Here is a 20,488-nt window from a genome sequence, read left to right as displayed (position 1 = left end):
TTGTGATTTTGCAGGAAGATGGATTTCTTTTCGAGAGAGTCTTCTCTCTAGTTGCCATTTTTTTGACACATTGTCTAATTTTGTGCGAATGTAATCATTTTCATCTTGCATAGCATGCAAATTATTTGCATTTTCTTCCTACTTATGCTATTCTGATACACAGAGGTAAAATTTTATGAATAAACAAAAAATCAACCAAATCGTTGGCTCGATCGGTGCCTTTATTGGGATTATCGTTTTCATTGCCTACATCCCACAAATTATTGCTAATTTACAGGGAAATAAGGCCCAACCTTTCCAACCCTTGTCAGCTGCTATTTCTTGCTTGATCTGGGTCATTTATGGTTGGACAAAGGAACCTAAAAAAGACTGGATTTTGATCATTCCGAATTCGGCAGGTGTCATCCTAGGGGGATTGACTTTCCTTACATCACTTTAATAGAAAGTGAACAAAGACTGAACTCTACGGGTTCAGTCTTTTTTGTGTATCCCTTTGAAAAACAAAAACAATCGCAGTCGGTTTTCGTACAAAAAAGCCCGCTATGAGCAAGCTAAAAAAATTGACAATTCTTTTCTTTGAATAACCTATGCTGGATTATTGTGCAAAAATATCCAAATAATATCTGATTATTATTAGAGTATATTGAAACTTTCCGCTGTGAGAAAAGTGCCTGAAATAATTATGTTTCAGGCACTCGGAATTATTGAGACCTTAGGCTCAATAATTAGTCATGGAACTTCTTCGAAGTTCGCTGACGTCCGTACTCACCTAAGGAAAGTTTCTAATTTAATTTGAGTTTCTTTTCCTAAATCTGCACAATCTTACGATAACTCCGAGAGGTGATCCAAAAGACGATCAGGTAGGTGATAAGAAAGACAGCACAGACACTGAGGGTGACGACGAGGACTTGGCCACTATTAATCACGCCAAGGGCTTTGAGGATCAGGCGGATCATATGGTAGGCAAAGGCCAGGTGGACAAAGGCAAAGATGAGGGGAAGGAAGAAGACGGTCCGCACTTGACGGTTGATGGTCCGTTTGACCTCATCTTCATCAAGTCCCACCTGTTGGAGGATGACAAAGCGGTCACGGTCTTCATAGCCTTCTGAAATTTGCTTGTAGTAGATAACGATGACTGTTCCGACCATAAAGATCAATGACAAGAAAATACCGATAAAGAAGATGCCACCAAAGAGGCTATTCATTTCTCTCACATTATATGCTCGATTGCCTCCATAGACAAATGTTCCTTGGCCCTGTTGGCTGCTCAATTCATCGATCATCTTGTCATAGCTAGCTGCCAGCTTGAGTTGCTGGTCTTCGTCAACATTGACATTGAAACCACCATAGATTTGGGTAACGACAGCAAGGTTCGGAAACTTGGCAACAAAGGCTGAAAGGTCAGGTACGATCAGGTAATTGAAATCCTCCGTCAGCATGTTAAAGATGTTTGGGACATGATCCGTGATAAAATCCTTGGTCACTTCTTCCTTGATTTGGAAGTCTTGCCCATTGATGGTGAACTGTTTCTGCCCTGTCAGAGCCTGGTTATGGGCAAAGAGAACGACTTGGTTGCCGGCCAGATCAACGTGTTCTCCGGTCATTTGCTCATAGCTAGCTGCATCAAAGACCAGAAAGACTGTCCGCGGTCTGACATCGCGTTCATCATCAGGATAGACCGTGAAGTCTGTGCCCTTTTGTGATTCGACCCCAAAGGTGGCATAGTTCACCAGGTCACGATTTTTGATCTCAAGATGATTCTCAGAAGCAAATTCATCAAACTTCTGGTTGATTTGCTCCAGGTCCACCCCTTTTCCTTGAATGGAGAAATCATGTGGATTCATGATTTTCTTGATCATTTCGCCACCGACATAGATGTTGGTGGCAGCAGAGATCGTCACCAGCACCATGGTCGAGAGGATGGCAATGGTCGCAAGGCCCACCGCATTTTTCTTCATGCGATAGATAAGGTTAGAGACCGAGATCATGTTGTTGGGTTGGTAATAATAGTTCTTCTTTTTCTTAAGAAGATGCAAGAAGACGGTGATCCCCGCATTAAAGAGTAAGTAGGTCCCGATCATAACCAAGACAACGGCTAGAAAGAAGATCAAAATCGCAGACATGGGGTCTTTGACTGACAAAGCCAGGTAGTAGCCAAAACCGAGAGAGGCTAAGCCCAGGATGGTTTGGGGCCACAAGAAGCGGGCTTTCTTTTCACCACTAGCCTTCTCACGCGTCAATTGCAGGGCATTCAAACGGAGAATGCGCCAAGCATTGAGAAAAACTAAGAGGCCAAAGATGAGACCAAAGGTGACAAAGACCAAGATGACAATCCCAGGTTGGAAGGTAGATACCAGCTGAACCTTCATCTTCATCAGTTTCAAGAGAAAGGCAAAGATCAGCTTGTCAAAGAGAGCCCCGATCAAGACACCGGCTGAGATAGTCACAAAGCCAAAGATCAAGAGTTCCTTGAAGATCATGCTGATGAGATGGCGTTTCTCAAGGCCTAGCATACTGTAAATTCCCAACTCCTTGGAGCGGTTTTTCATGACAAAGCTATTGGCATAGAGCACGATGATAGCCCCCGCAACATTTACCACGAACAGTCCCAATCCAAGGGTGAAGAGGATGGGAGATCCCCCTCGAAGCTCGTGAATATGGGGATTAAAGGTCAGGGAGTCAAAGAGGTAGGCGATGGTCACTGCGAGAATGATTGCAATCGCAAAGGGATAATAGAGCTTGCGGTTCTTGATGAGATTAGAGCAAGCTAGTTTAGTGGTTAATCGAAACATCTACTCCACCTCACTTGCCATGACTGTCAGGGTATCCGAGATTTCTTGGAACATCTGGCGCTCTGTCTTTTCCCCACGGAAGATCTGATTGTAGAGAATCCCGTCCTTGATAAAGAGCACGCGCTTGGCCCGAGCTGCCGCTGCGGTTGAGTGGGTCACCATGAGGATGGTTTGTCCCATGCTATTGATATCTTCAAAGACATCTAGAAGAGCAGCCGAAGACTTGGAATCCAGCGCCCCTGTTGGCTCATCAGCAAGGAGAATTTCTGGAGATGTGATGATGGCCCGTGCTACAGCCACCCGTTGCTTTTGCCCACCAGAAATTTCGTAGGGATATTTCTCAAGGAGTTGGTGAATGCCCAACTCCCGACTCACGCTATCGACCTTGCTCATCATTTCCTTGACCGGTCTGCGTGAGAGGACTAGAGGCAGGAGGATATTGTCCTTGACGGACAAGGTATCCAGCAGGTTGAAGTCTTGAAAGACAAAGCCTAGTTTTTCCCGACGGAAACTGGAGGCATCCTTGTTTTTGATGGTCGAGGTGTCGGTGCTATTGAGGTAGACCCGGCCTTCCGTCGGCTGGTCCAGCATAGCTAGGATATTGAGAAGGGTCGATTTCCCGGATCCTGATTCCCCCATGATGGCAACGTACTCCCCTTTTTCAACAGTGAAGTGAATATCCTTTAGGGCTTCGACCTGCGTCCCTTGAAAGCGGGTTTTGTAGATTTTTTTGATGTGTTGAACGTCTAGCAATGACATACTTTTCTCCTTTTTCTAGTAGATCAAGAAAAATTCTTGGGTTTGTTGCAGGACTTGGAGACCAAATTCCGTCTTTTCCAGATCGGTTTGCTCATTTGGTTTCTTAATCTTTTTGGGTTGTTTCATCCATTTCAAGAGTTTCATTTTCTTGACCTCCTTCATTTGATGAGACTATTGTATAAAAAATAAAAGGCGGCTACCATAACCTAACCTTTCATTTTACCGTTTATTTCTTACATTTTTGTAAGATGGAAAAAAACTAATCCATGACCAACTTCTTCTCTTCAAAGCGAATAGCGACGGTTGTGCCTTGGCCAACCTCTGAGTGGAGACTAATCTTGTGGCCCAATTGCTCTGCAATTTTCTTAGACAGATAGAGCCCCAGCCCTGAGGATTGCTGGGTCATGTGGCCATTGTAACCAGAGAAGCCCCGCTCAAATACGCGGAGGACATCGCTATTTTTGATTCCAATCCCGCTGTCTTTTATATAGAGGGTCTGGTCTTTGAAATAGATCTCAATTCCACCTGTACTGGTGTACTTGAGGCTATTGGACAAGAGTTGCTCGATGATGACCAAAAGCCACTTGCGATCGGTAATGACGGCGACATCCAAATCATGCAGGTTCACTGTCAAGTTCTTTTGGATAAAAAAGAGGGCATATTTGCGGACCACTTCTTTGACCAAGTCCTCTAGCGACACGCGCTTTAAGACCAGATCGTCATGAAAACTCTCCAGTCGCAGGTACTGCAGAACCAGATTGGCATAGGAGTCAATCTTGAAAAGCTCCTGCTCCATCTGCTGCTTGACAATAGGTGTCTCGACATCTTGGACCAAGAGCTGGCTAGCTGCAATGGGCGTCTTAATCTGATGAACCCAGAGGGTGTAGTAATCCATCAGGTCATTGAACTTGGCCTGGGCTACTTTGCCTTGCTCCAGGCGCGCCTGCTGTTCTTCTGTATATTTTTCATAAAGGAGATGTTCCAGTGGTGAGGCAAGCTCTATTTCCTCATACAGCAGAGCTTTGCGGTACTCCTGAAAGGTCATAGCGAAATCCCAGATCAAGATACAGATGGTAAAAAATCCTAGCATCAGAGTCGCATAGATAAAAACCGTCCCCGTCTCTGGAAAGAGAAAGGCAAAGACCAAATCGACCATCAAAAAGATGACCACTAGATAGAGCAGGCGCCTGCGGGATACCACATACTGCCAAAAGATGTTTCCAAATTTATTCATGGACCAACCCGTAACCGATGCCTTTCTTGGTTTCGATGAAGTTTGACAAGCCAGCCTCTTCTAATTTCTTGCGAAGGCGGGCCACATTGACAGACAAGGTATTATCATCAATAAAGAAGTCGCTATTCCAGAGCTCTTTCATCATATCATCGCGCGCCACGATACTGCCCGCATGCTCAAACAGGACGCGCAGGATCTGAAATTCATTCTTGGTCAACTTGATGACTTCCCCTTCATACACCAAGTCCGTGGACTTGAGATTGAGGATGGCTCCCCGATGCTCCAGCAGATTTTGATCTGTGCCAAATTCGTAGGAGCGGCGCAAGAGCCCTTGGACTTTGGCAAGGAGCACATTTTGATCAAAAGGCTTGGTGACAAAATCGTCTCCACCCATATTGATGGCCATGACAATATCCATGGCTTGATCCCGTGAGGAAAGAAACATGATCGGAACCTTTGAAACCTTGCGAATCTCCTGGCACCAGTGGTAACCATTGTAGAGAGGCAGTCCAATATCCATGAGAATCAAGTGGGGGTCGGTTTCGACAAAGATCCCGAGGACATCCATAAAATCCTCGACTGCGACCACTTCATAGCCCCATTGTTCCAATAATTGTTTGACCTGTTGGCGGATAATGTCATCGTCTTCGACTAAGAGAATTTTATGCATGGCTTTCTTTCCTTCTTTTTTTCTTCTTCCTATTATAACAGATTAAGAAGCAGAGAAAAAGGCTGTTTCAGAGGGAAAGAAGATCTCACTTCTCCTTTCTTGATGGAGGGCGCTTTTTCTCCATCCATTTTTGTGCTATACTGAAAGAAATAAGACACGGGAGGCACAGATGTCAACTATTTTTGATTACCTAAAAGAAGTGACCTACGATTCCATATACGACCGTCCTTTCAAGGAACTGGATGTCCTGGCACTGACAGAGCTGACCTATCTTCCTTTTGATCGGATCGTGCCCCAAGGGGATACGACCAATATTGAAGTCCGCTTATCTGATGCAGCAGAGCTAGTCGATCGAACCACCGATTTCATCGTGACAGACCAACACCTGCAATTAGTCGATGACTTAGCTAGTTCAAAGCGTTTTAAAAACATCAAACTCCTCAACTATGTCAACGAATATGACCCTGATATTCAGAAGCAGTTTGCGGCTATGACCTATCGTCTTACCATGGATGTTTATTTAGTTGTCTTCAGAGGGACGGATGATACCTTGATCGGCTGGAAGGAAGACTTCCACATGACCTATATGGACCATGTCCCAGCTCAGAGGCGCGCAGCCAGCTACCTGCAAAACGTCATGAAGGAATTTCCTAAAGGGCGCTTCTTAGTAGCCGGTCACTCCAAAGGGGGCAATCTCGCAACCTATGCCTGCACTTACCTTCCAAATCATCTGTTTGAACGGGTCGATGCCATCTACAGCTACGATGCTCCTGGCCTCAACAGGGCCATTATCGAGACCGAAGGCTACCAGCGGACGTCCCCAAACATTCTTCGCTTTGTCCCACAAGGATCCATCGTCGGCATGATGCTAGAAGTTCCTGAGCCCGCTACAATCGTAAAAAGCCGAGCTTTTGGTGGCTTTGTCCAGCATGACGCTTTTACTTGGATGATTGAGAAAGATAAATTTGTGACCCTGGATCAAACCAGTCCCGATAGCCAGCAGACCGACGAGACCTTGAAGCAGTGGGTTCGCGAAACATCGGCGGATGAGCGCAAGAAGTTCTTTGATACCTTCTTCGGCCTCTTCTTGGATGCAGGTATTACTTCAATCAATGATTTGAGGAACTTGAAAAATTTCTCCAAGATCAAAGAGATCTTTCAAAATGCTCAAGACCTAGATCCTACAGAAAGGGAAATGCTGGAACGTCTAGCCAAGCAACTCCTCGATACCCGTGTCCAAGCTTGGAAAAAATGGCAGACGGTTCCCCGCATTCTGGTTCAAATGGCTGTATTTTTCAAGTGAAAAAAAGCAGTCGAGTCCTCCTCACCTCTGCTCCTTGAGCACAAGGAGTGAGACTCAACAACTGAAAAAAAGACCACCTCTTCTATTCACTAGAACACAAAAATCATCTGAAATGTCTTTCAGATGATTTTCTATTTTCTATTGGTCCTGAGAAGATGGAGCATCTGGCGTGCCTTCTTCTATGGAAGCTGGGCTTGCAGGCTCTGTTTCTGTCTCAGTTGTGGCAGTGTTGTTCCTTGCTGAAGCTGCTGCTTCTGTTTCCACTGGAGTCTCTGTAGTGACAGGCGTTTCAGTTGTGGTAGCTGGTTTCCCCGCTTCGGTTGCAGATGGCACCGCTGCTAACTCTGCCTGAAAGGCTTGGATAGCCTGTAGTAAGGCTGCCTTGTCACTCTTTGGATTAGCCAATTGGTCAAAGAGAGCTTCTAAGCGATCAAATACAGCATCACTAGCACCCTTTTCCTGCAATTGTTGGTGAAGCGCCATCAATTGGTTATAGAGCTGTTGATAAAGGGCGACATCCCCAATCTGAGGTTCTTCTGTTTGCTTTTGTTTTTGCTTTTCAATGGTGTCACTGATTTCGCGTAACAGAGCTTGTCCACTTGCAATAGCCTTGTCTGGATCCGTCTCATTTCCAAGTTGGGCCAAACTTGCTTCAAAGGCAGTTCTTTTGGCCTGGTCTTCGACTTGTGGCAAGAGCGACTGGATTTGCTCTGAGAGGGCTGTCAGGATGCTGGTTCGTTGACGGGATTCTGTCGCCTTGTCCAACTCTCCATATAAGCCCTTGAGGAAATCATAGACCGCTAAGTTATAAGATGGGGACTGACTTCCTTTTTGATCCAAAACTGTTTTTTCAACAGGATAGGTTTGGCCTTTCTCTTGAGAGAAGAGCTGGTCAATTGCCTGCTTGGTTTGGTAGAGTTCTATAAAGTGAGACTTGGAATCCCAAGCTTCTTCAAAGGCTTGAGCTCGGTAGAGCTTCAAGGCTAGATCTGCTGCCTTAGTGCGGAGTTCTGGTGTCAAGCGCGCATCGCTCAAGCTTTGGTAGAAATACTTGAGGTAATCGACCGATGTCACACCCGTCCGATCTTGCATCTCTTGAACAGCTTCTAATAGCTTTCCTTCCTGCTCTAGACGCTTGCTGTCCTTGGCAGCATAGGCTTCCTGCAGTTGAGAGACCAACTCTTCCTTCTTCAATTGGAAGGCCTCTGTATCTAGCAAGCGCACTTGTTCCAACAATTCTTGGTAACGACGATCCAAGGCTGTCTCTTCTTTTGGTTTGACCGCTTGGGTCGCATGAATGTACTGCTCATCAACCTGTTTGAGACTGGCTAGGTAGCCTTCCGTCGAGTTGCTTGGGAAACTCTTGACATTTTCCAAGAAGTGGCCCAAGATCAGCTCAATCCGTCTTTGCTGCAATGGATCAGAAGCATAGAGGCTGCGACTTTCTGCTAAGAGCTGGTTGACCTTGTCCTCTACTGCTTTTTTGTCCAAGTCTCCTTTTTTATAAGGAGATTGAATGGTTGGAAGACGGTGGGCTAAGTAGTCTGCTAGTCCTGCTGAACGCACCTTGATGTAGTGGTTGTGATCGCCATGCGGAATGACAAACTGACCATTTTCAATCTGGAGGCTATAAGGAGAAATCCCTGAACGAAGCGCTGTTGCATAGAGTTCATTGATAAAGTCTAGTTCAGGATTGCCAGTTTCAAGTGGGATGCGGACATGTTCCTTCCGAACGGCATAAGGATGGATGTGGGTCGGATCGTATTCTTGGTCTGGATTGTTAAAGACAAAGAAACCATTGGAAATCTTAATGGCCTCGCGAGGGACACCATAGGTCTTACTGATGTACTGGATCTTTTCCTCATCTGAGGCATCGCGAGAATAGGTCGCAACATCATCTGTCAGGGGCTGACCCTTGTCCTCTTCTTTCTTACCAGCTAGAGTTGCCTCTGCTGCTGCAATCTCTTGAGGAGATAGGTCCTTTTTATAGAAATAATGGGCATGGTTGCCATGAGCGACCATATATCCTTCCTCATCCTTGCTGATGACCTTGTCTGCGTGGAAGCCGTGATCGTGCTCCTCTTTGTGATCGTGACTGTCGCTATGCTCATGATCCGGATCAACTGGTCTTGTGCTTGGATTTGAAGGCAAGCTTGGACTCACTTCTGTTGAACTACCAGTTCCTTGAGCACGAAGCAATTGGAATTGCCGCGCCAACTCACGCTCTAAAGGCGATAGAGAGCTGTATGGGATAAAGTGGAAATGATCCCCATGAGGGTAGACAATCCCTTGATCGGTCCACTTAGTAATCTTGCTTGGATCAAAGACAGAACCGTCAGACTCCACATGACGAGTAGACAACGGGGCTTTCTGCAATTCTTCGATCAAGTTGGTCAGGGTTGGACTCGATTTGGAAGTAGCCGGTTTAGAAGTCGTTGGTGTTGTCTGTGTAGGGGTTGGACTAGCAGACGGCTGACTGCTAGCTTGTTTTCCTAAGTTTGGAGAGTCTTGATTTGGAGTCCCTTGCCCTTGTTCTGTGCTTGCTCCAGCTAGGCGTGAGCCTTCAGCCTGATGGCCAGCTTGACCACCTAGGACAGAGAGGGCCGCTGCTAACTCGCCAGCAGATAAGGCACTCTTTGGAATATAATGAAAATGGTTACCATGGGGCACAATAAAGCCGTCCCCTGTATCTGAAATGACATCTCCAGGGCTAAAGACATAACCATCGTCCGTACGATAGCCTCCTCCTGAATGATTTTTAGCAGTCAGCGTTTCAAGGGTCTTCCCCTCTTTTAGCGCTTGACTAGGTTGACGGAAGTCACGGGTTTTTCCTGCCTTGTGCGAGGAGCTCGCCTGTACCGATCCCGTTTCCCCTTCTTCTTTAGCGCCTCCTTTTTGTTGTTGAGCGATCTCTTCGATCGAGCGCACATTGACCGTATGCTGAGCATCCTTTAAGTAGAGATAGTATTTACCAGCGCGTTTAATGATATATCCATCCTTGACCTTGCTGACAATATCAGCTTCTTGGAGCTGATAAGTTGGATCTCGCAAAATCAACTCCTCACTAAAGATGGCATCAAATGGGACCTTACCACTATAGTAATGAAAATGATCCCCATGAGAAGTGACAAAGCCTTCATCCGTAATTTTGATGACAATCTGCTCCGCCTGAGTCTTTTCCTTGGCATTGACTGCTTCGATGCTGTCTTCCTTTTTGCTGGAGGCAGACGATGACGCTTTCTTTTCTGCCTGTAGATACTGAATCTGATTCTTTTTCTCTTCCTTAGCTTGTGGTTGCTGACTGAGTGCATAGGCACATAACCCTATTCCCAAAGTTGCTACAATTCCAATCGTTCCCTTTTTCTTCATCCTTGATTTACTCCTCTAATTCTTTGGCTAAAGTCGCCATATTTTCTTCTAAATTTGCTAATAGATCCTTATCGTTTTGCGGATCAGCTTCCAGTGGATCCAAGACCTTGACACGCGCCCCTGTTGCCTTGGCGATACTATCTGCCACCTTTGACGACGTGTGCTTCTCTACGAAGATCGTTTTCACCTGATAATCTTTGACAAACTGCTGGATCTCCGCCAATTGCCGGGCGGTTGGTTCCTGCTCAGGGGAAATCCCTGCAATCCCCAACTGCTTGAGACCAAAGCGTTTGGCCAGATAAGAAAAGGCCGTATGCTGAGTCACAAAAGTCTTTTGCTTGGCCTTGTCAAAGACAGGCTGGTAGCGGGCTACTAGTTCCTCACAGCGCTTTTCAAGCTTTTGGGCATTGGCTTGATAGAGCTCCTTGTTCTTTGGATCGATCTCTCCCAGGCGCTGAGCGATGATCTTTCCTTCCTCTGCGATTTTTACAGGGTCCAACCAGGTATGCGGGTCATACAGGTGCTTGGCTTCTTTTCCCTGACCAGCCTCGACATCCTCTAATCCAGCCACCTTATCAAGTGTCATTCCTTGACTACCTTCGATCACCTGTAACTTGGAACCTTGTAGATTAGGATCTAAACGACCTGCCCATGATTCCAGGGTCTGAGAATGATAGACAAATACATCCGCATCATAGATCTGAGCCACTTCCTTGGTTGAGGGCTCGTAATCATGGATCCCTGCACTGGACTGAACCATCCAGATGTCATTTTGATCCCCAGAGATTTCCTTGACCAGGGCATAGATGGGATAAAAACTCGTGACAATTTTAAGACCTTTTTTAGAAGGGGGCTTGCCTGCGTTTACTTGGCTAGCACAAGCTGCAAGCAGAAAGAAACCGAGGAACAAGAGTCCTAGAACCTTCATTTTTCTCCTTATCATCCTTCACCTCTTTTTTATTTTTATTAACCAGTTTATTAATCAGTTAATTAACTAGTTAATAATACTGCTAATCATTTGCTTTGTCAAGTCTTTTTTACATTTTTTTCCTTTTAATGCTAGAGACTAACCTTTTACTAGCCTCCGCGACCTTTCATTGCAGAAAAAAAGAGGCTGGGACAAAAGTCAGCCTCTCAATTGTCTTTGAATTGTCGAGCAAGATGCAGTGGTTGAGTGGGCTCTACTGTGCGGAGGTGGGACGACGAAATCGAATTCTAACGAATTAGCGATTTCTGTCCCACTCTCTTTTATTGACGGTAGAAATATTGATCAGCTGGGTAGTTGCCTGCAGATTGAGTGAGCACCAGACGTGGCTTGCTGGTGTCAGACTGGTCTCCATCTGGGTTTTGGAAGCCAATTTTCAGCAGTCCAATCGCCGCACCGGTCTCACCCATCTTCATCTCAACATAAGGGATCTTGCTCTTCTTATCCGAATCCGCAACAGCCTTGAGACTACCTTGACCCTTGACTTTTCCATCTGCTTGGATGACGATCTCAGCACCCTTGCCATTGCGCCAGGTTCCTGCTAGGCTTGAGAAATCGCCTCCGTTTATGGCCGCAATATCTAAATCCTTCTCACTTTTCACTTGTGGATAGGCTTTCCACCACTCTAAATGGTAATCCCGGAAGGCCACATCTCCAAAGATAATTCGACGCTCTTGCGAAGCCACTCCATCAGGACCTGTCACACCTGGCGGGACCAAGTACAAGATTTGCTCCTGCCCTTGGATCACAGTCCCATTGGCCCCTGTGAAATAAACTTCATAATAGCCTTTTCGTTTCTTAGGCTCCTTTTCCCTATTGAAAAGGTAACTAGCCCGAGTCCCCCCACTCCAGAAGGTCCATCCTGTCTCACCATTTACAATACTTGGAAAGGCGCTGGCCTTGTTTTGGTAATATTCTTCTGGAGTATAGCCATAGAGTTTAAAACCTGAAGCAGCGATTTCTTTTTCATAGGAATCATTGGAATAGGCACCTTCAAATGCTGAGAGATTGCCATCAAGGATAACGTCGTTAGGATCTGTCGATTTGAAAAAATCCTCCCGATTGGAAAAGACCATCTCGTGATCGGGATTTTGATCAGACATGGTGACCGTGATCAATGGTTTCTTGTCTGTCTTGTATTTGAAGACACGAACCGTAACGGTAAAATCAGTATTGCCATCAGATTTTTTCATCTTGTCAGTCGCAACTTTATTAGCCCCTTCGATCTTCCAATCGGTGCTAAATTCAGCGGACACCTTGCCATCAGCCGTTTTGTAAGCGATCTTCCAGGCTTTGCCATTTTTCTCGATTTTAGCTTCATCCCGTTCATTGGAAATATAATCCCCACTCAAGTCAATGGGTTTTTCTTTTAACTTGATGACCTTCTTGCTGGTCTGGCTAAATTCTTTTTGATGGTCCGGTTGGATGTTAGAGCTAGAATAAAGATAGACTCCTCCAATCAGGACAACAGCTCCGACCAGTCCCAAAATCGGGCCCAGGTATTTTTTCTTCCATTTTAGATTCATTTTACTACCTCCATGGAATAAGATCTTTACACTAGTATACCCTAAATCGAAAGTATAGTAAAATTCCCCTCTATGTAGTGGTTTTCTAGGTTTAAACTGACTAGTTATAGCATAGAATACCTGTTTCTCAAAAACAATATTTTGTTTAACGTTATTTTTTTATCGTTTTTCGATACTTTTTTGTTGACTTATTTTTTATAAGGAGTATACTATAGGTGAAAAATAAATAAACTTCAAGGAGGCTTTCGATGAAAAACTCAAAAACCTTAAAAATTGTCATTGAAGTCTTAACGGCTTTCATTTACTTCTGTGGCTTTATGACCCTGGTTGCACTGGTCATCCACCTGCTTTCTCGGATGGGAGTGTTTAAGGATCTCATTCAATCTGGACGCTTGTCCTTTGAGGTAAATGGCATCCAGCTCTTCCCCAAACATCTGCAACCCCTCTGGCAGTTGCTCTTCCCACTAGCCTCAAGTGCTATTTATATTTTTCTTCTCATCACCATTCGTAGCTTCCTCCAAAATCTCTACCAAGAAAAGATCTTTTCTCACTCCAACATTGATCTTTGTAACCGAGCTTGGAAGATCCTCTTGGTCTTGTCCTTTATGTCCGGTACACTTGAGACCAGTGGCGATGTTTATCTTCTTCCCTTTACCTTCCAATTGACCTTTAACACGGGACTCCTCCTCGCTGTCCCAATTGTATGGGTGCTTGGCAAAATTTTAGAGAGAGGGATTGAGATCGCAGAAGAAAATGAGCTGACCATTTAAGGAGGGTGCCATGATTATCGTCAATCTAGATGTCATGCTGGCCAAGCGAAAAATGAAATCCAATGAGCTAGCCGACAAAATCGGCATCACGACAGCTAACCTCTCCATCCTCAAGACAGGCAAGGCCAAAGCCATCCGCTTCACTACCCTTGAGGCCATCTGCAAAGAACTTGACTGCCAGCCTGGAGATATCCTGGAATACCAGCCAGATGAATAGTGACTATTTTCGGAGACTTTCCTTAGGTGAGGACGGACGGTAGCGAATCCCTTTGGGATTCCATACCTAAGATTTGAGCCTACTGTCTCAAATCTTCCGAGAGTCTGAAACGAAAATGTTTCAGACTCTTTTTCTCACTGCGGAAGTCTCCATTAACATTCATGACTAATAGGACCCACCTATGGAAGTTTTCTAAGAGACTCATATACAACAAAAGCACTCCCGTGGGAGTGCTTTTCATAACCAATTATTCGTTTAGCCAATGATGCTTCCATTTGGTACAGATGGATCAAATGTTAAGACTGTTAATTGATCCCCGTGTTCTGCGGAAAGAATCATGCCTTGACTGACATATTTCTTCATCATTTTACGTGGTTTAAGGTTGGCTACGATTTGAAGTTTCTTTCCGACCAATTCTTGTTCATTTGGATAGAATTTCGCGATACCAGAGAGGATTTGACGGTCTTCGCCATCTCCTGCATCTAGGCGGAAGCGAAGCAATTTGTCTGATCCTTCGACACGTTCCACTTCTTTGACTTCTGCGACACGGATTTCAACCTTGTCAAAGTCTTCAAATTTAATCTCGTCTTTTTCAGACTTGAGTTCCACTTCTTCTGGAATCCATTCTTTTTCTTGTGGTTTACCAGCAGTCATTTGAGATTGGATGTAGGCAATTTCTTCATCCATGTCCAGACGTGGGAAAATTGGAGTTCCTTTGGCAACTACTGTGACATTTTCAGGGAATCCTGCTAAGGTCAAGTTTTCAAGATCGAAGTCCAAGCCCAAGCCAAGTTGTTCCATGATGGCATTTGAGGTATTCATCATGAATGGTTGGATCAAGTGAGCCACAACACGAAGGCTAGCTGCTAAGTGAGCCATCACTGCTGCCAATTGTTCCTTATCACCATCTTCTTTAGCGAGTACCCATGGAGCAGTCTCATCGATGTATTTGTTAGTCCGAGAGATGATGTTCCATACCGCTTCTAAAGCGCGTGGGTAATCAACCGCGTTCATTTGCTTGTGGTATTCAGCGATGTTTTCTTCAACCACCTTGGCCAAATCTGCATCAAATGCTGTGACATTTTCGACATAAGCTGGAATTTGACCACCAAAGTATTTATTGATCATGGCTACCGTCCGGTTGAGGAGGTTTCCAAGGTCATTAGCCAATTCATAGTTGATGCGGGCTACGTAATCTTCTGGTGTGAAGGTACCATCTGAACCAACTGGAAGACTGCGCATGAGGTAGTAACGAAGTGGATCCAAGCCGAAGCGTTCCACCAACATTTCTGGGTAGATGACATTTCCTTTAGACTTAGACATCTTGCCGTCTTTCATGACAAACCAACCATGGGCAATCAAACGCTCTGGCAATTTGATATCGAGCATCATGAGAAGGATTGGCCAGTAGATGGAGTGGAAACGGAGGATGTCTTTTCCAACCATGTGGAAGACAGTGCCATTCCAGAACTTGTCAAAGTTTTCATGATCTCCTTGACCGTAACCGAGAGCGGTCACATAGTTGAGAAGGGCATCAATCCATACATAAACCACGTGTTTAGGATTGGATGGAACTGGAACTCCCCAGGTAAAGGTAGTCCGAGATACTGCCAAGTCTTCCAAACCTGGCTCGATGAAGTTTTTCAACATTTCATTGAGACGGCCATCTGGAGTGATGAAGTCTGGTTGGGATTTGAAAAACTCAACCAAGCGGTCTTGGTATTTGCTGAGGCGAAGGAAATAAGATTCTTCAGAAACCCATTCTACTTCGTGGCCTGATGGGGCTACCCCACCGATGACCTTGCCATTCTCATCACGGTAGACCTCAGCCAATTGGCTTTCTGTAAAGAACTCTTCATCAGATACTGAATACCAACCAGAGTATTCACCAAGGTAGATGTCGTCTTGAGCAAGCAAGCGTTCAAAGACCTGGGCCACCACTTTTTCATGGTAATCGTCTGTCGTACGGATGAATTTATCGTATGAGATATCGAGTAATTGCCAGAGTTCTTTCACTCCAACCGCCATCCCATCTACATAAGCTTGCGGCGTAATGCCAGCTTCTTCAGCTTTTTGCTGGATCTTTTGACCGTGCTCATCGAGACCAGTCAGATAGAACACATCGTAGTTCATCATGCGTTTGTAACGAGCTAAGACGTCACAGGCAATGGTTGTATAAGCTGAACCAATATGCAATTTACCAGATGGGTAATAGATAGGGGTTGTGATGTAGAATGATTTTGTCATTTTCTTTTCCTTTCAAGGCTAATGAAACCTTATGTAATAACACTTCATTATATCATTTTTAGGAGACCCTGAAAACCCAAAACCGGCTAGGTTTGCGATAAACAAAAAAAGCTGACCGAAGTCAGCTTTCTATTATTGATAACGAATCACGCTATCTTACTTTCCAAGATAGTATTCTTTTACAACGTTCAATTTTTCGTCAAATTCGAATACCAATGGTGGGAAGTTAGGGATTTTTCCACATCCATGATTTCGTCGTCTGACAATTGTTTGATGTGTTTTACAAGGGCACGGATTGAGTTGCCGTGTGCTCCTACGAATACGTTTTTCCCATCTTTAAGAGCTGGAGCGATTTTATCCTCCCAGAATGGAAGGGCACGTTCCAACGTCACTTTCAAGTTTTCAGCATCTGGAATCACTGAGTCATCAAGTGAAGCGTAACAACGGTCAGTGTATGCTGAGTGCTCATCATCGCGATCCATAAATCAAATTTCATTTCAGATTCTAGATTAATTTACTGTCTAACCCCAGAAAGCATCTTCTACTGCTTGATCTGATGAAAAGAGCCAAACTTCCTTGATCTTTCCATCATCCATGCGAAAAAGATCAATACCATTCATGTTGAGTTCCTCGCCGTCTGGGCGAGTTCCGACAAAGGTCACATTGGCTGCTACAAGGTCAATATTTTCAGACACCCAGTTAGTCAATACTTTGAAGGTACCGTTTGTTTTTTCTGAAAATTGAGCCAAGTGTGCTCCAAGTGCTTCTTTTCCAACAACTGTACCGGAATTACTATGCTGACCTGGCTGGTGCCAGATGATATCATCTGCCATAGTCTCAAAAACAGCTGGAAAATCACCTGTTATAAGACCATTGTTATATGCATAAAAAATTTCTAAATTTACTGACATGAGTTACTCCTCGTTTCTCTTATTTATGATATAATTTTATCACTTACTAACAAAAAGACAAGTAGGCACTTTATTGTTATCTAGTATCAAATACGATACTATTATTGTCAAATAAGAGAATATTTTTAAAAAATTTGGAGGAATTATGGTAACCAAAGTCAGTGAATACGGAATTTGTCCTTTTGCAACGACACAGCGTGTACTAACAGGCAAATGGGCTCTAGTCATCATCTATCAACTCAGTACGGGGACTAAGCGTTTTAATGAACTACAACGTCTAATTCCTGGCATTACCCAAACCATTCTAACACGACACCTCAGACAGCTCGAGAATGATAAAATCGTGGAGCGTAAAGTCTATGCTGAAGTTCCCCCACGGGTCGAATACAGTCTAACTGAAATGGGTAGAAAATTTCAAGGTGTCCTAGATGCCATTGAAAATTGGGGACTGGAGTATATCGAAATTCTAAACTAATTATCTCCTCGGTTCATCTCACCTTACAAAGTGAGGCAAACCGAGAGTCACTTCTCAAAAAAAGGCGGAATAAATCCCGCCTTTTATCTTTTATAGTTATTTTCCAAGATAGTATTCAGAAACTACGTTCAATTTTTCGTCAAATTCGAATACCAATGGTGGGAAGTTAGGGATTTCCACATCCATGATTTCGTCGTCTGACAACTGTTTGATGTGTTTAACAAGGGCACGGATTGAGTTACCGTGTGCTCCTACGAATACGTTTTTACCATCTTTAAGAGCTGGAGCGATTTTATCTTCCCAGAATGGAAGGGCGCGTTCCAACGTCACTTTCAAGTTTTCAGCATCTGGAATCACTGAGTCATCAAGTGAAGCGTAACGACGGTCAGTGTGTGCTGAGTGTTCATCATCACGGTCCATTGCAGGAGGCAATACATCGTATGAACGACGCCAGATGTGAACTTGTTCATCACCAAATTGTTCAGCAGCTTCTGCTTTGTTTTTACCAGTCAAACCACCGTAGTGACGTTCGTTCAAGCGCCATGATTTTTCAACTGGAACCCACAATTGGTCAGAAGCTTCAAGAGCCAAGTTAGTAGTTTTGATCGCACGTTTCAATACTGAAGTGTAAGCTTGGTCAAATTCGATACCAGCTTCTTTGATCAATTTACCAGCGTCGATCGCTTGTTGTGTACCTTTTTCAGACAAATCAACATCAGCCCAACCAGTGAAAAGGTTAGCTTTGTTCCATTCAGACTCACCGTGGCGAGCAAAAACCAATTTTACCATTAGATGGATCTCCTTTTTATTCTCCGAGGTTTCCCCCCGTTTATCTATTTTATTCTACTAGATTTTCAGTAAAAAATCTAGTGGCGACCATAGAAAAGTGCAATTTCTCACAAAAAAGAGCCTGACGGCTCTGGTTTGAAAATGAGGAATGTTTATTTTTTCTCTGAAACAACTTTATTTTCTAATTGATTCTCTTCCCTCAAGGAATTTCGTTGTTCAATCATGTTTCTGATATCTTTTAAATCACTATACATATGAACCATATAAATAAGCAGACAGAGATAAACACCAAACCCCAAATTATAATATACTGTTTGAATGGTTAATGAAAATGCAGCATATATTAGAATAACACTACAAGATAGGTGAATCAAAAACGATTGTAGGCTAGCCAAAAATGGATACCCTTTTTTCTCAAAAGAATCATGAATAAAATAGGCTATAACAGGTAAAAGAATTAATAGTATGAGAGAAATAATAAAGTAAGAATTCACCAAACCTTTAAATTCTTGACCCCAAAATACTGAGTTGCTTTGCCGAAAGAGAAAAACCTGTGAAGCATCAGAATACGAATAATAAAGACCATTCAAAAATGGAAGTCCAACAATTGAAAAAATTAGAATAATATATAATACAAGCTCCCAGACTAAACTAAGATTACTTTCTTGTTTTCTTTCTGACATCTTTAATTCCTTTCCTTAACCACTCTGTCTTCAATCTCAACCTCATCGAAATTCGAATCTGTCACAGTTCCTAAGACATAGAGACCATTTGGCAAACTCGATGTTTGTACAATCGCTTCTAATGCATCCTTAAACCGGATATGATCCCTTTTCACACCTTTGGGTAATGTCACTTGAACATATAGGACATCGTGATCTAAAGCTTCTTTTATCGGAAAACCATACCATCCTCCAAGAACAGTCCGTCCCTTCTTCGCCGATTGTTTCTCGTAATCTTCCAGCCAATGTATCCCGCCAATATACTTTATTTTACTTGAAATACCAAGTTTTAATGCTACCTTCGATCCTCTTAAAATAGAATTTTGATCTATTTTTTTCTTTAATTCCTGTTCCAACCTTTTTCTTTCAGGATGGATTTCTAGGGCTTTTTCAAGAATCGGTACATACGTGCTAGGAGGCTCACTATACATTACCATTGAATCACCAAGTAATCCAAAACGTCCCTCTTTAGCTACAGGCGGAGAATATGGCAAAATGATTTGTTCAAACATCATTTGTTTCTTCAATGGAATAGAGATGACCTCCCCATTAACCATTTCAGAATAGGTATAATTAGCATTAATCACTAGTTTTGTTTCACTTGTAAGCGAAAGACTCGTGATCCGAACCTCTCCTGTATAATGATTATTCTTGTAGATTTCCTTGATATTTGATTCTAAATTTTTATAGAAACAAATACATAAAAGGATAAAAAAAACAACAATGACCAGTAAACTTTTTAGTTTTTCACTCTTTATTTTCATTTTTTAAATCTTTCTATAAGTCCTTATCTCACAAACATTGTTACCCTATCCAACTATATGAGGGGCTGTTTTCAAGAAAAAGAAAGACCATATAGCACCAATCATAAAAATGGTCACTGCTGCTAAGGTATAGACCTGCCACATTTTCCAAGAAAAATTCTCCAATTTTTTCATCTCGCTCTCCTTTTGTTTGATCGTGAAAGTATATTATATCATGATTTTCCCTATTTTTCTCTCGATATAAAATACAGGTAGATTCCCATGGATTAAAAAAAGAGCCTGACGGCTCCTTTTTTATTTTTTCTACTGTTTCTTCTGGCATTCTGGACAAAGACCATAGACAGTGGTTTGGCACTTGGTAATGACGTAACCACTCTTTTCTCTCGCTTCTGCTCTCACATCTGGAACTTCGATGTCAACATCATCAATCTTTCCACATCGTTCACAAATCAAATTCAGATGATCATGTCCCATAAAATCAAAGTAGGTCGTGGTGTCATTGCGCACTTTTATTTCAGAGACAAAACCTTCTTCAATGAGGACCTTGAGATTATTATAAACCGTTGCCAGACTCATATTGGGAAAGGCCGGTCTTAAATCTTGGTAGATGGCATCCGCACTCGGATGTTCCTGGCTTTTGACAAGATAGGAAAGGACAGCCCGACGCGTCTCTGTAATCCGTACAGATTTTTCACGCAAGTGTTGCAATACATCTTCCACTTCTTGTTGTTGAATAGCATCAAGTGTTAAACAAGCTAGCATGGTCTTTCCCCTTTCTATCTTTTCTTTTAGACTATTATATCATGAATGCCAAAATTTGCCTAATTAGAATGTTTGTAAATAAGAAAAGAGGCTGGGACAAAAGTCCTAGCCTCTCAATTGTTTTTGGATTGTCGAGCAAGACGCAGTGGTTGAGTGGGCTCTACTACGCTGATTTCATCAGCTTTTACAGCCC

General features: G+C 43.4%; 20 protein-coding genes and 1 pseudogene. 5 read left to right on the top strand and 16 right to left on the bottom strand.

Features of this window, described 5'->3' with window-relative positions:
* Positions 1 to 175: 175 nt before the first annotated feature.
* The gene (locus QM830_RS00555) at positions 176 to 439 is read left to right on the top strand and encodes a SemiSWEET family transporter (RefSeq protein ID WP_003012241.1); all 264 of its coding nucleotides are present in this window, start codon (positions 176 to 178) and stop codon (positions 437 to 439) included.
* Positions 440 to 806: 367 nt separating this feature from the next.
* Here the strand turns inward: QM830_RS00555 and QM830_RS00550 are convergent, their stop codons facing one another.
* From QM830_RS00550 to QM830_RS00530, 5 genes are all read right to left on the bottom strand, one after another.
* On the bottom strand, positions 807 to 2,792 hold the full coding sequence (locus QM830_RS00550; protein WP_414325099.1) for an FtsX-like permease family protein: 1,986 nt from the start codon (positions 2,790 to 2,792) through the stop codon (positions 807 to 809).
* Positions 2,793 to 3,551, bottom strand: coding sequence for an ABC transporter ATP-binding protein (locus tag QM830_RS00545; protein WP_223325303.1), 759 nt, complete (start codon positions 3,549 to 3,551; stop codon positions 2,793 to 2,795).
* 15 nt (positions 3,552 to 3,566) lie between these two features.
* Positions 3,567 to 3,695 (bottom strand): hypothetical protein, encoded by a 129-nt coding sequence (locus QM830_RS00540; RefSeq protein ID WP_004219855.1) that lies wholly within the window; start codon positions 3,693 to 3,695, stop codon positions 3,567 to 3,569.
* Positions 3,696 to 3,810: 115 nt separating this feature from the next.
* On the bottom strand, positions 3,811 to 4,785 hold the full coding sequence (locus tag QM830_RS00535; RefSeq protein WP_414325097.1) for a sensor histidine kinase: 975 nt from the start codon (positions 4,783 to 4,785) through the stop codon (positions 3,811 to 3,813).
* Positions 4,778 to 5,455: a response regulator transcription factor gene (locus QM830_RS00530; RefSeq protein ID WP_342977672.1), complete on the bottom strand. Its 678-nt coding sequence runs from the start codon at positions 5,453 to 5,455 to the stop codon at positions 4,778 to 4,780. Before QM830_RS00530 ends, QM830_RS00535 begins: the two co-directional genes overlap by 8 nt.
* A gap of 169 nt (positions 5,456 to 5,624) precedes the next feature.
* Between QM830_RS00530 and QM830_RS00525 the strand changes: the two genes are divergently transcribed.
* Positions 5,625 to 6,758, top strand: a complete 1,134-nt coding sequence (locus tag QM830_RS00525; protein ID WP_414325095.1) for a DUF2974 domain-containing protein — start codon at positions 5,625 to 5,627, stop codon at positions 6,756 to 6,758.
* Positions 6,759 to 6,896: 138 nt separating this feature from the next.
* On the opposite strand, the gene QM830_RS00520 is transcribed toward QM830_RS00525, so the two are convergent.
* From QM830_RS00520 to QM830_RS00510, 3 genes are all read right to left on the bottom strand, one after another.
* Positions 6,897 to 10,127 carry a pneumococcal-type histidine triad protein gene (locus QM830_RS00520; protein ID WP_414325093.1) on the bottom strand — a complete coding sequence of 1,077 codons (3,231 nt, stop codon included), beginning with the start codon at positions 10,125 to 10,127 and terminating at the stop codon, positions 6,897 to 6,899.
* 7 nt (positions 10,128 to 10,134) lie between these two features.
* Positions 10,135 to 11,070 carry a metal ABC transporter solute-binding protein, Zn/Mn family gene (locus QM830_RS00515; protein ID WP_414325091.1) on the bottom strand — a complete coding sequence of 312 codons (936 nt, stop codon included), beginning with the start codon at positions 11,068 to 11,070 and terminating at the stop codon, positions 10,135 to 10,137.
* A 305-nt stretch (positions 11,071 to 11,375) separates the two neighbouring features.
* The gene (locus tag QM830_RS00510) at positions 11,376 to 12,638 is read right to left on the bottom strand and encodes a DUF6287 domain-containing protein (protein ID WP_414325090.1); all 1,263 of its coding nucleotides are present in this window, start codon (positions 12,636 to 12,638) and stop codon (positions 11,376 to 11,378) included.
* 248 nt (positions 12,639 to 12,886) lie between these two features.
* On the opposite strand from QM830_RS00510, the gene QM830_RS00505 reads away from it, so the two are divergent.
* Positions 12,887 to 13,408: a DUF2975 domain-containing protein gene (locus QM830_RS00505; RefSeq protein ID WP_414325088.1), complete on the top strand. Its 522-nt coding sequence runs from the start codon at positions 12,887 to 12,889 to the stop codon at positions 13,406 to 13,408.
* Positions 13,409 to 13,418: 10 nt separating this feature from the next.
* Entirely contained in the window at positions 13,419 to 13,625 is a 207-nt protein-coding gene (locus QM830_RS00500) for a helix-turn-helix domain-containing protein (protein WP_023022515.1), read from the top strand.
* A 255-nt stretch (positions 13,626 to 13,880) separates the two neighbouring features.
* On the opposite strand, the gene metG is transcribed toward QM830_RS00500, so the two are convergent.
* From metG to QM830_RS00485, 3 genes and pseudogenes are all read right to left on the bottom strand, one after another.
* A complete protein-coding gene (gene metG / locus QM830_RS00495; protein ID WP_414325086.1) occupies positions 13,881 to 15,872 on the bottom strand; it encodes a methionine--tRNA ligase in 1,992 nt (663 codons plus the stop codon).
* Positions 15,873 to 16,028: 156 nt separating this feature from the next.
* Positions 16,029 to 16,354: pseudogene (locus tag QM830_RS00490) on the bottom strand (2,3-bisphosphoglycerate-dependent phosphoglycerate mutase); the annotation flags it as partial.
* Between the two features lie 39 nt (positions 16,355 to 16,393).
* Positions 16,394 to 16,783, bottom strand: a complete 390-nt coding sequence (locus QM830_RS00485; RefSeq protein WP_009732431.1) for a nuclear transport factor 2 family protein — start codon at positions 16,781 to 16,783, stop codon at positions 16,394 to 16,396.
* A 145-nt stretch (positions 16,784 to 16,928) separates the two neighbouring features.
* Here QM830_RS00485 and QM830_RS00480 point away from each other — a divergent pair, with 145 nt between their 5' ends.
* The gene (locus QM830_RS00480; protein ID WP_009732430.1) at positions 16,929 to 17,258 is read left to right on the top strand and encodes a winged helix-turn-helix transcriptional regulator; all 330 of its coding nucleotides are present in this window, start codon (positions 16,929 to 16,931) and stop codon (positions 17,256 to 17,258) included.
* Between the two features lie 96 nt (positions 17,259 to 17,354).
* Here QM830_RS00480 and QM830_RS00475 read toward each other — a convergent pair whose 3' ends face one another.
* The 5 genes from QM830_RS00475 to QM830_RS00455 all read right to left on the bottom strand — a co-directional run bounded on the left by QM830_RS00475 (position 17,355) and on the right by QM830_RS00455 (position 20,295).
* Positions 17,355 to 18,047, bottom strand: a complete 693-nt coding sequence (locus QM830_RS00475; RefSeq protein ID WP_000240128.1) for a phosphoglycerate mutase — start codon at positions 18,045 to 18,047, stop codon at positions 17,355 to 17,357.
* Positions 18,048 to 18,199: 152 nt separating this feature from the next.
* A complete protein-coding gene (locus QM830_RS00470; RefSeq protein WP_414325084.1) occupies positions 18,200 to 18,730 on the bottom strand; it encodes a hypothetical protein in 531 nt (176 codons plus the stop codon).
* Between the two features lie 2 nt (positions 18,731 to 18,732).
* Entirely contained in the window at positions 18,733 to 19,533 is an 801-nt protein-coding gene (locus QM830_RS00465; RefSeq protein WP_414325082.1) for a hypothetical protein, read from the bottom strand.
* Positions 19,534 to 19,578: 45 nt separating this feature from the next.
* Positions 19,579 to 19,707 carry a hypothetical protein gene (locus QM830_RS00460; protein ID WP_277754531.1) on the bottom strand — a complete coding sequence of 43 codons (129 nt, stop codon included), beginning with the start codon at positions 19,705 to 19,707 and terminating at the stop codon, positions 19,579 to 19,581.
* Positions 19,708 to 19,836: 129 nt separating this feature from the next.
* Positions 19,837 to 20,295 (bottom strand): Fur family transcriptional regulator, encoded by a 459-nt coding sequence (locus QM830_RS00455; RefSeq protein ID WP_414325081.1) that lies wholly within the window; start codon positions 20,293 to 20,295, stop codon positions 19,837 to 19,839.
* Between the last annotated feature and the right edge of the window lie 193 nt (positions 20,296 to 20,488).

The sequence above is a fragment of the Streptococcus sp. OMI750 genome, from assembly GCF_047463895.1.
In the GTDB taxonomy this organism is placed as follows: domain Bacteria; phylum Bacillota; class Bacilli; order Lactobacillales; family Streptococcaceae; genus Streptococcus.
This window is presented reverse-complemented; position numbering and strand designations above follow the sequence as displayed.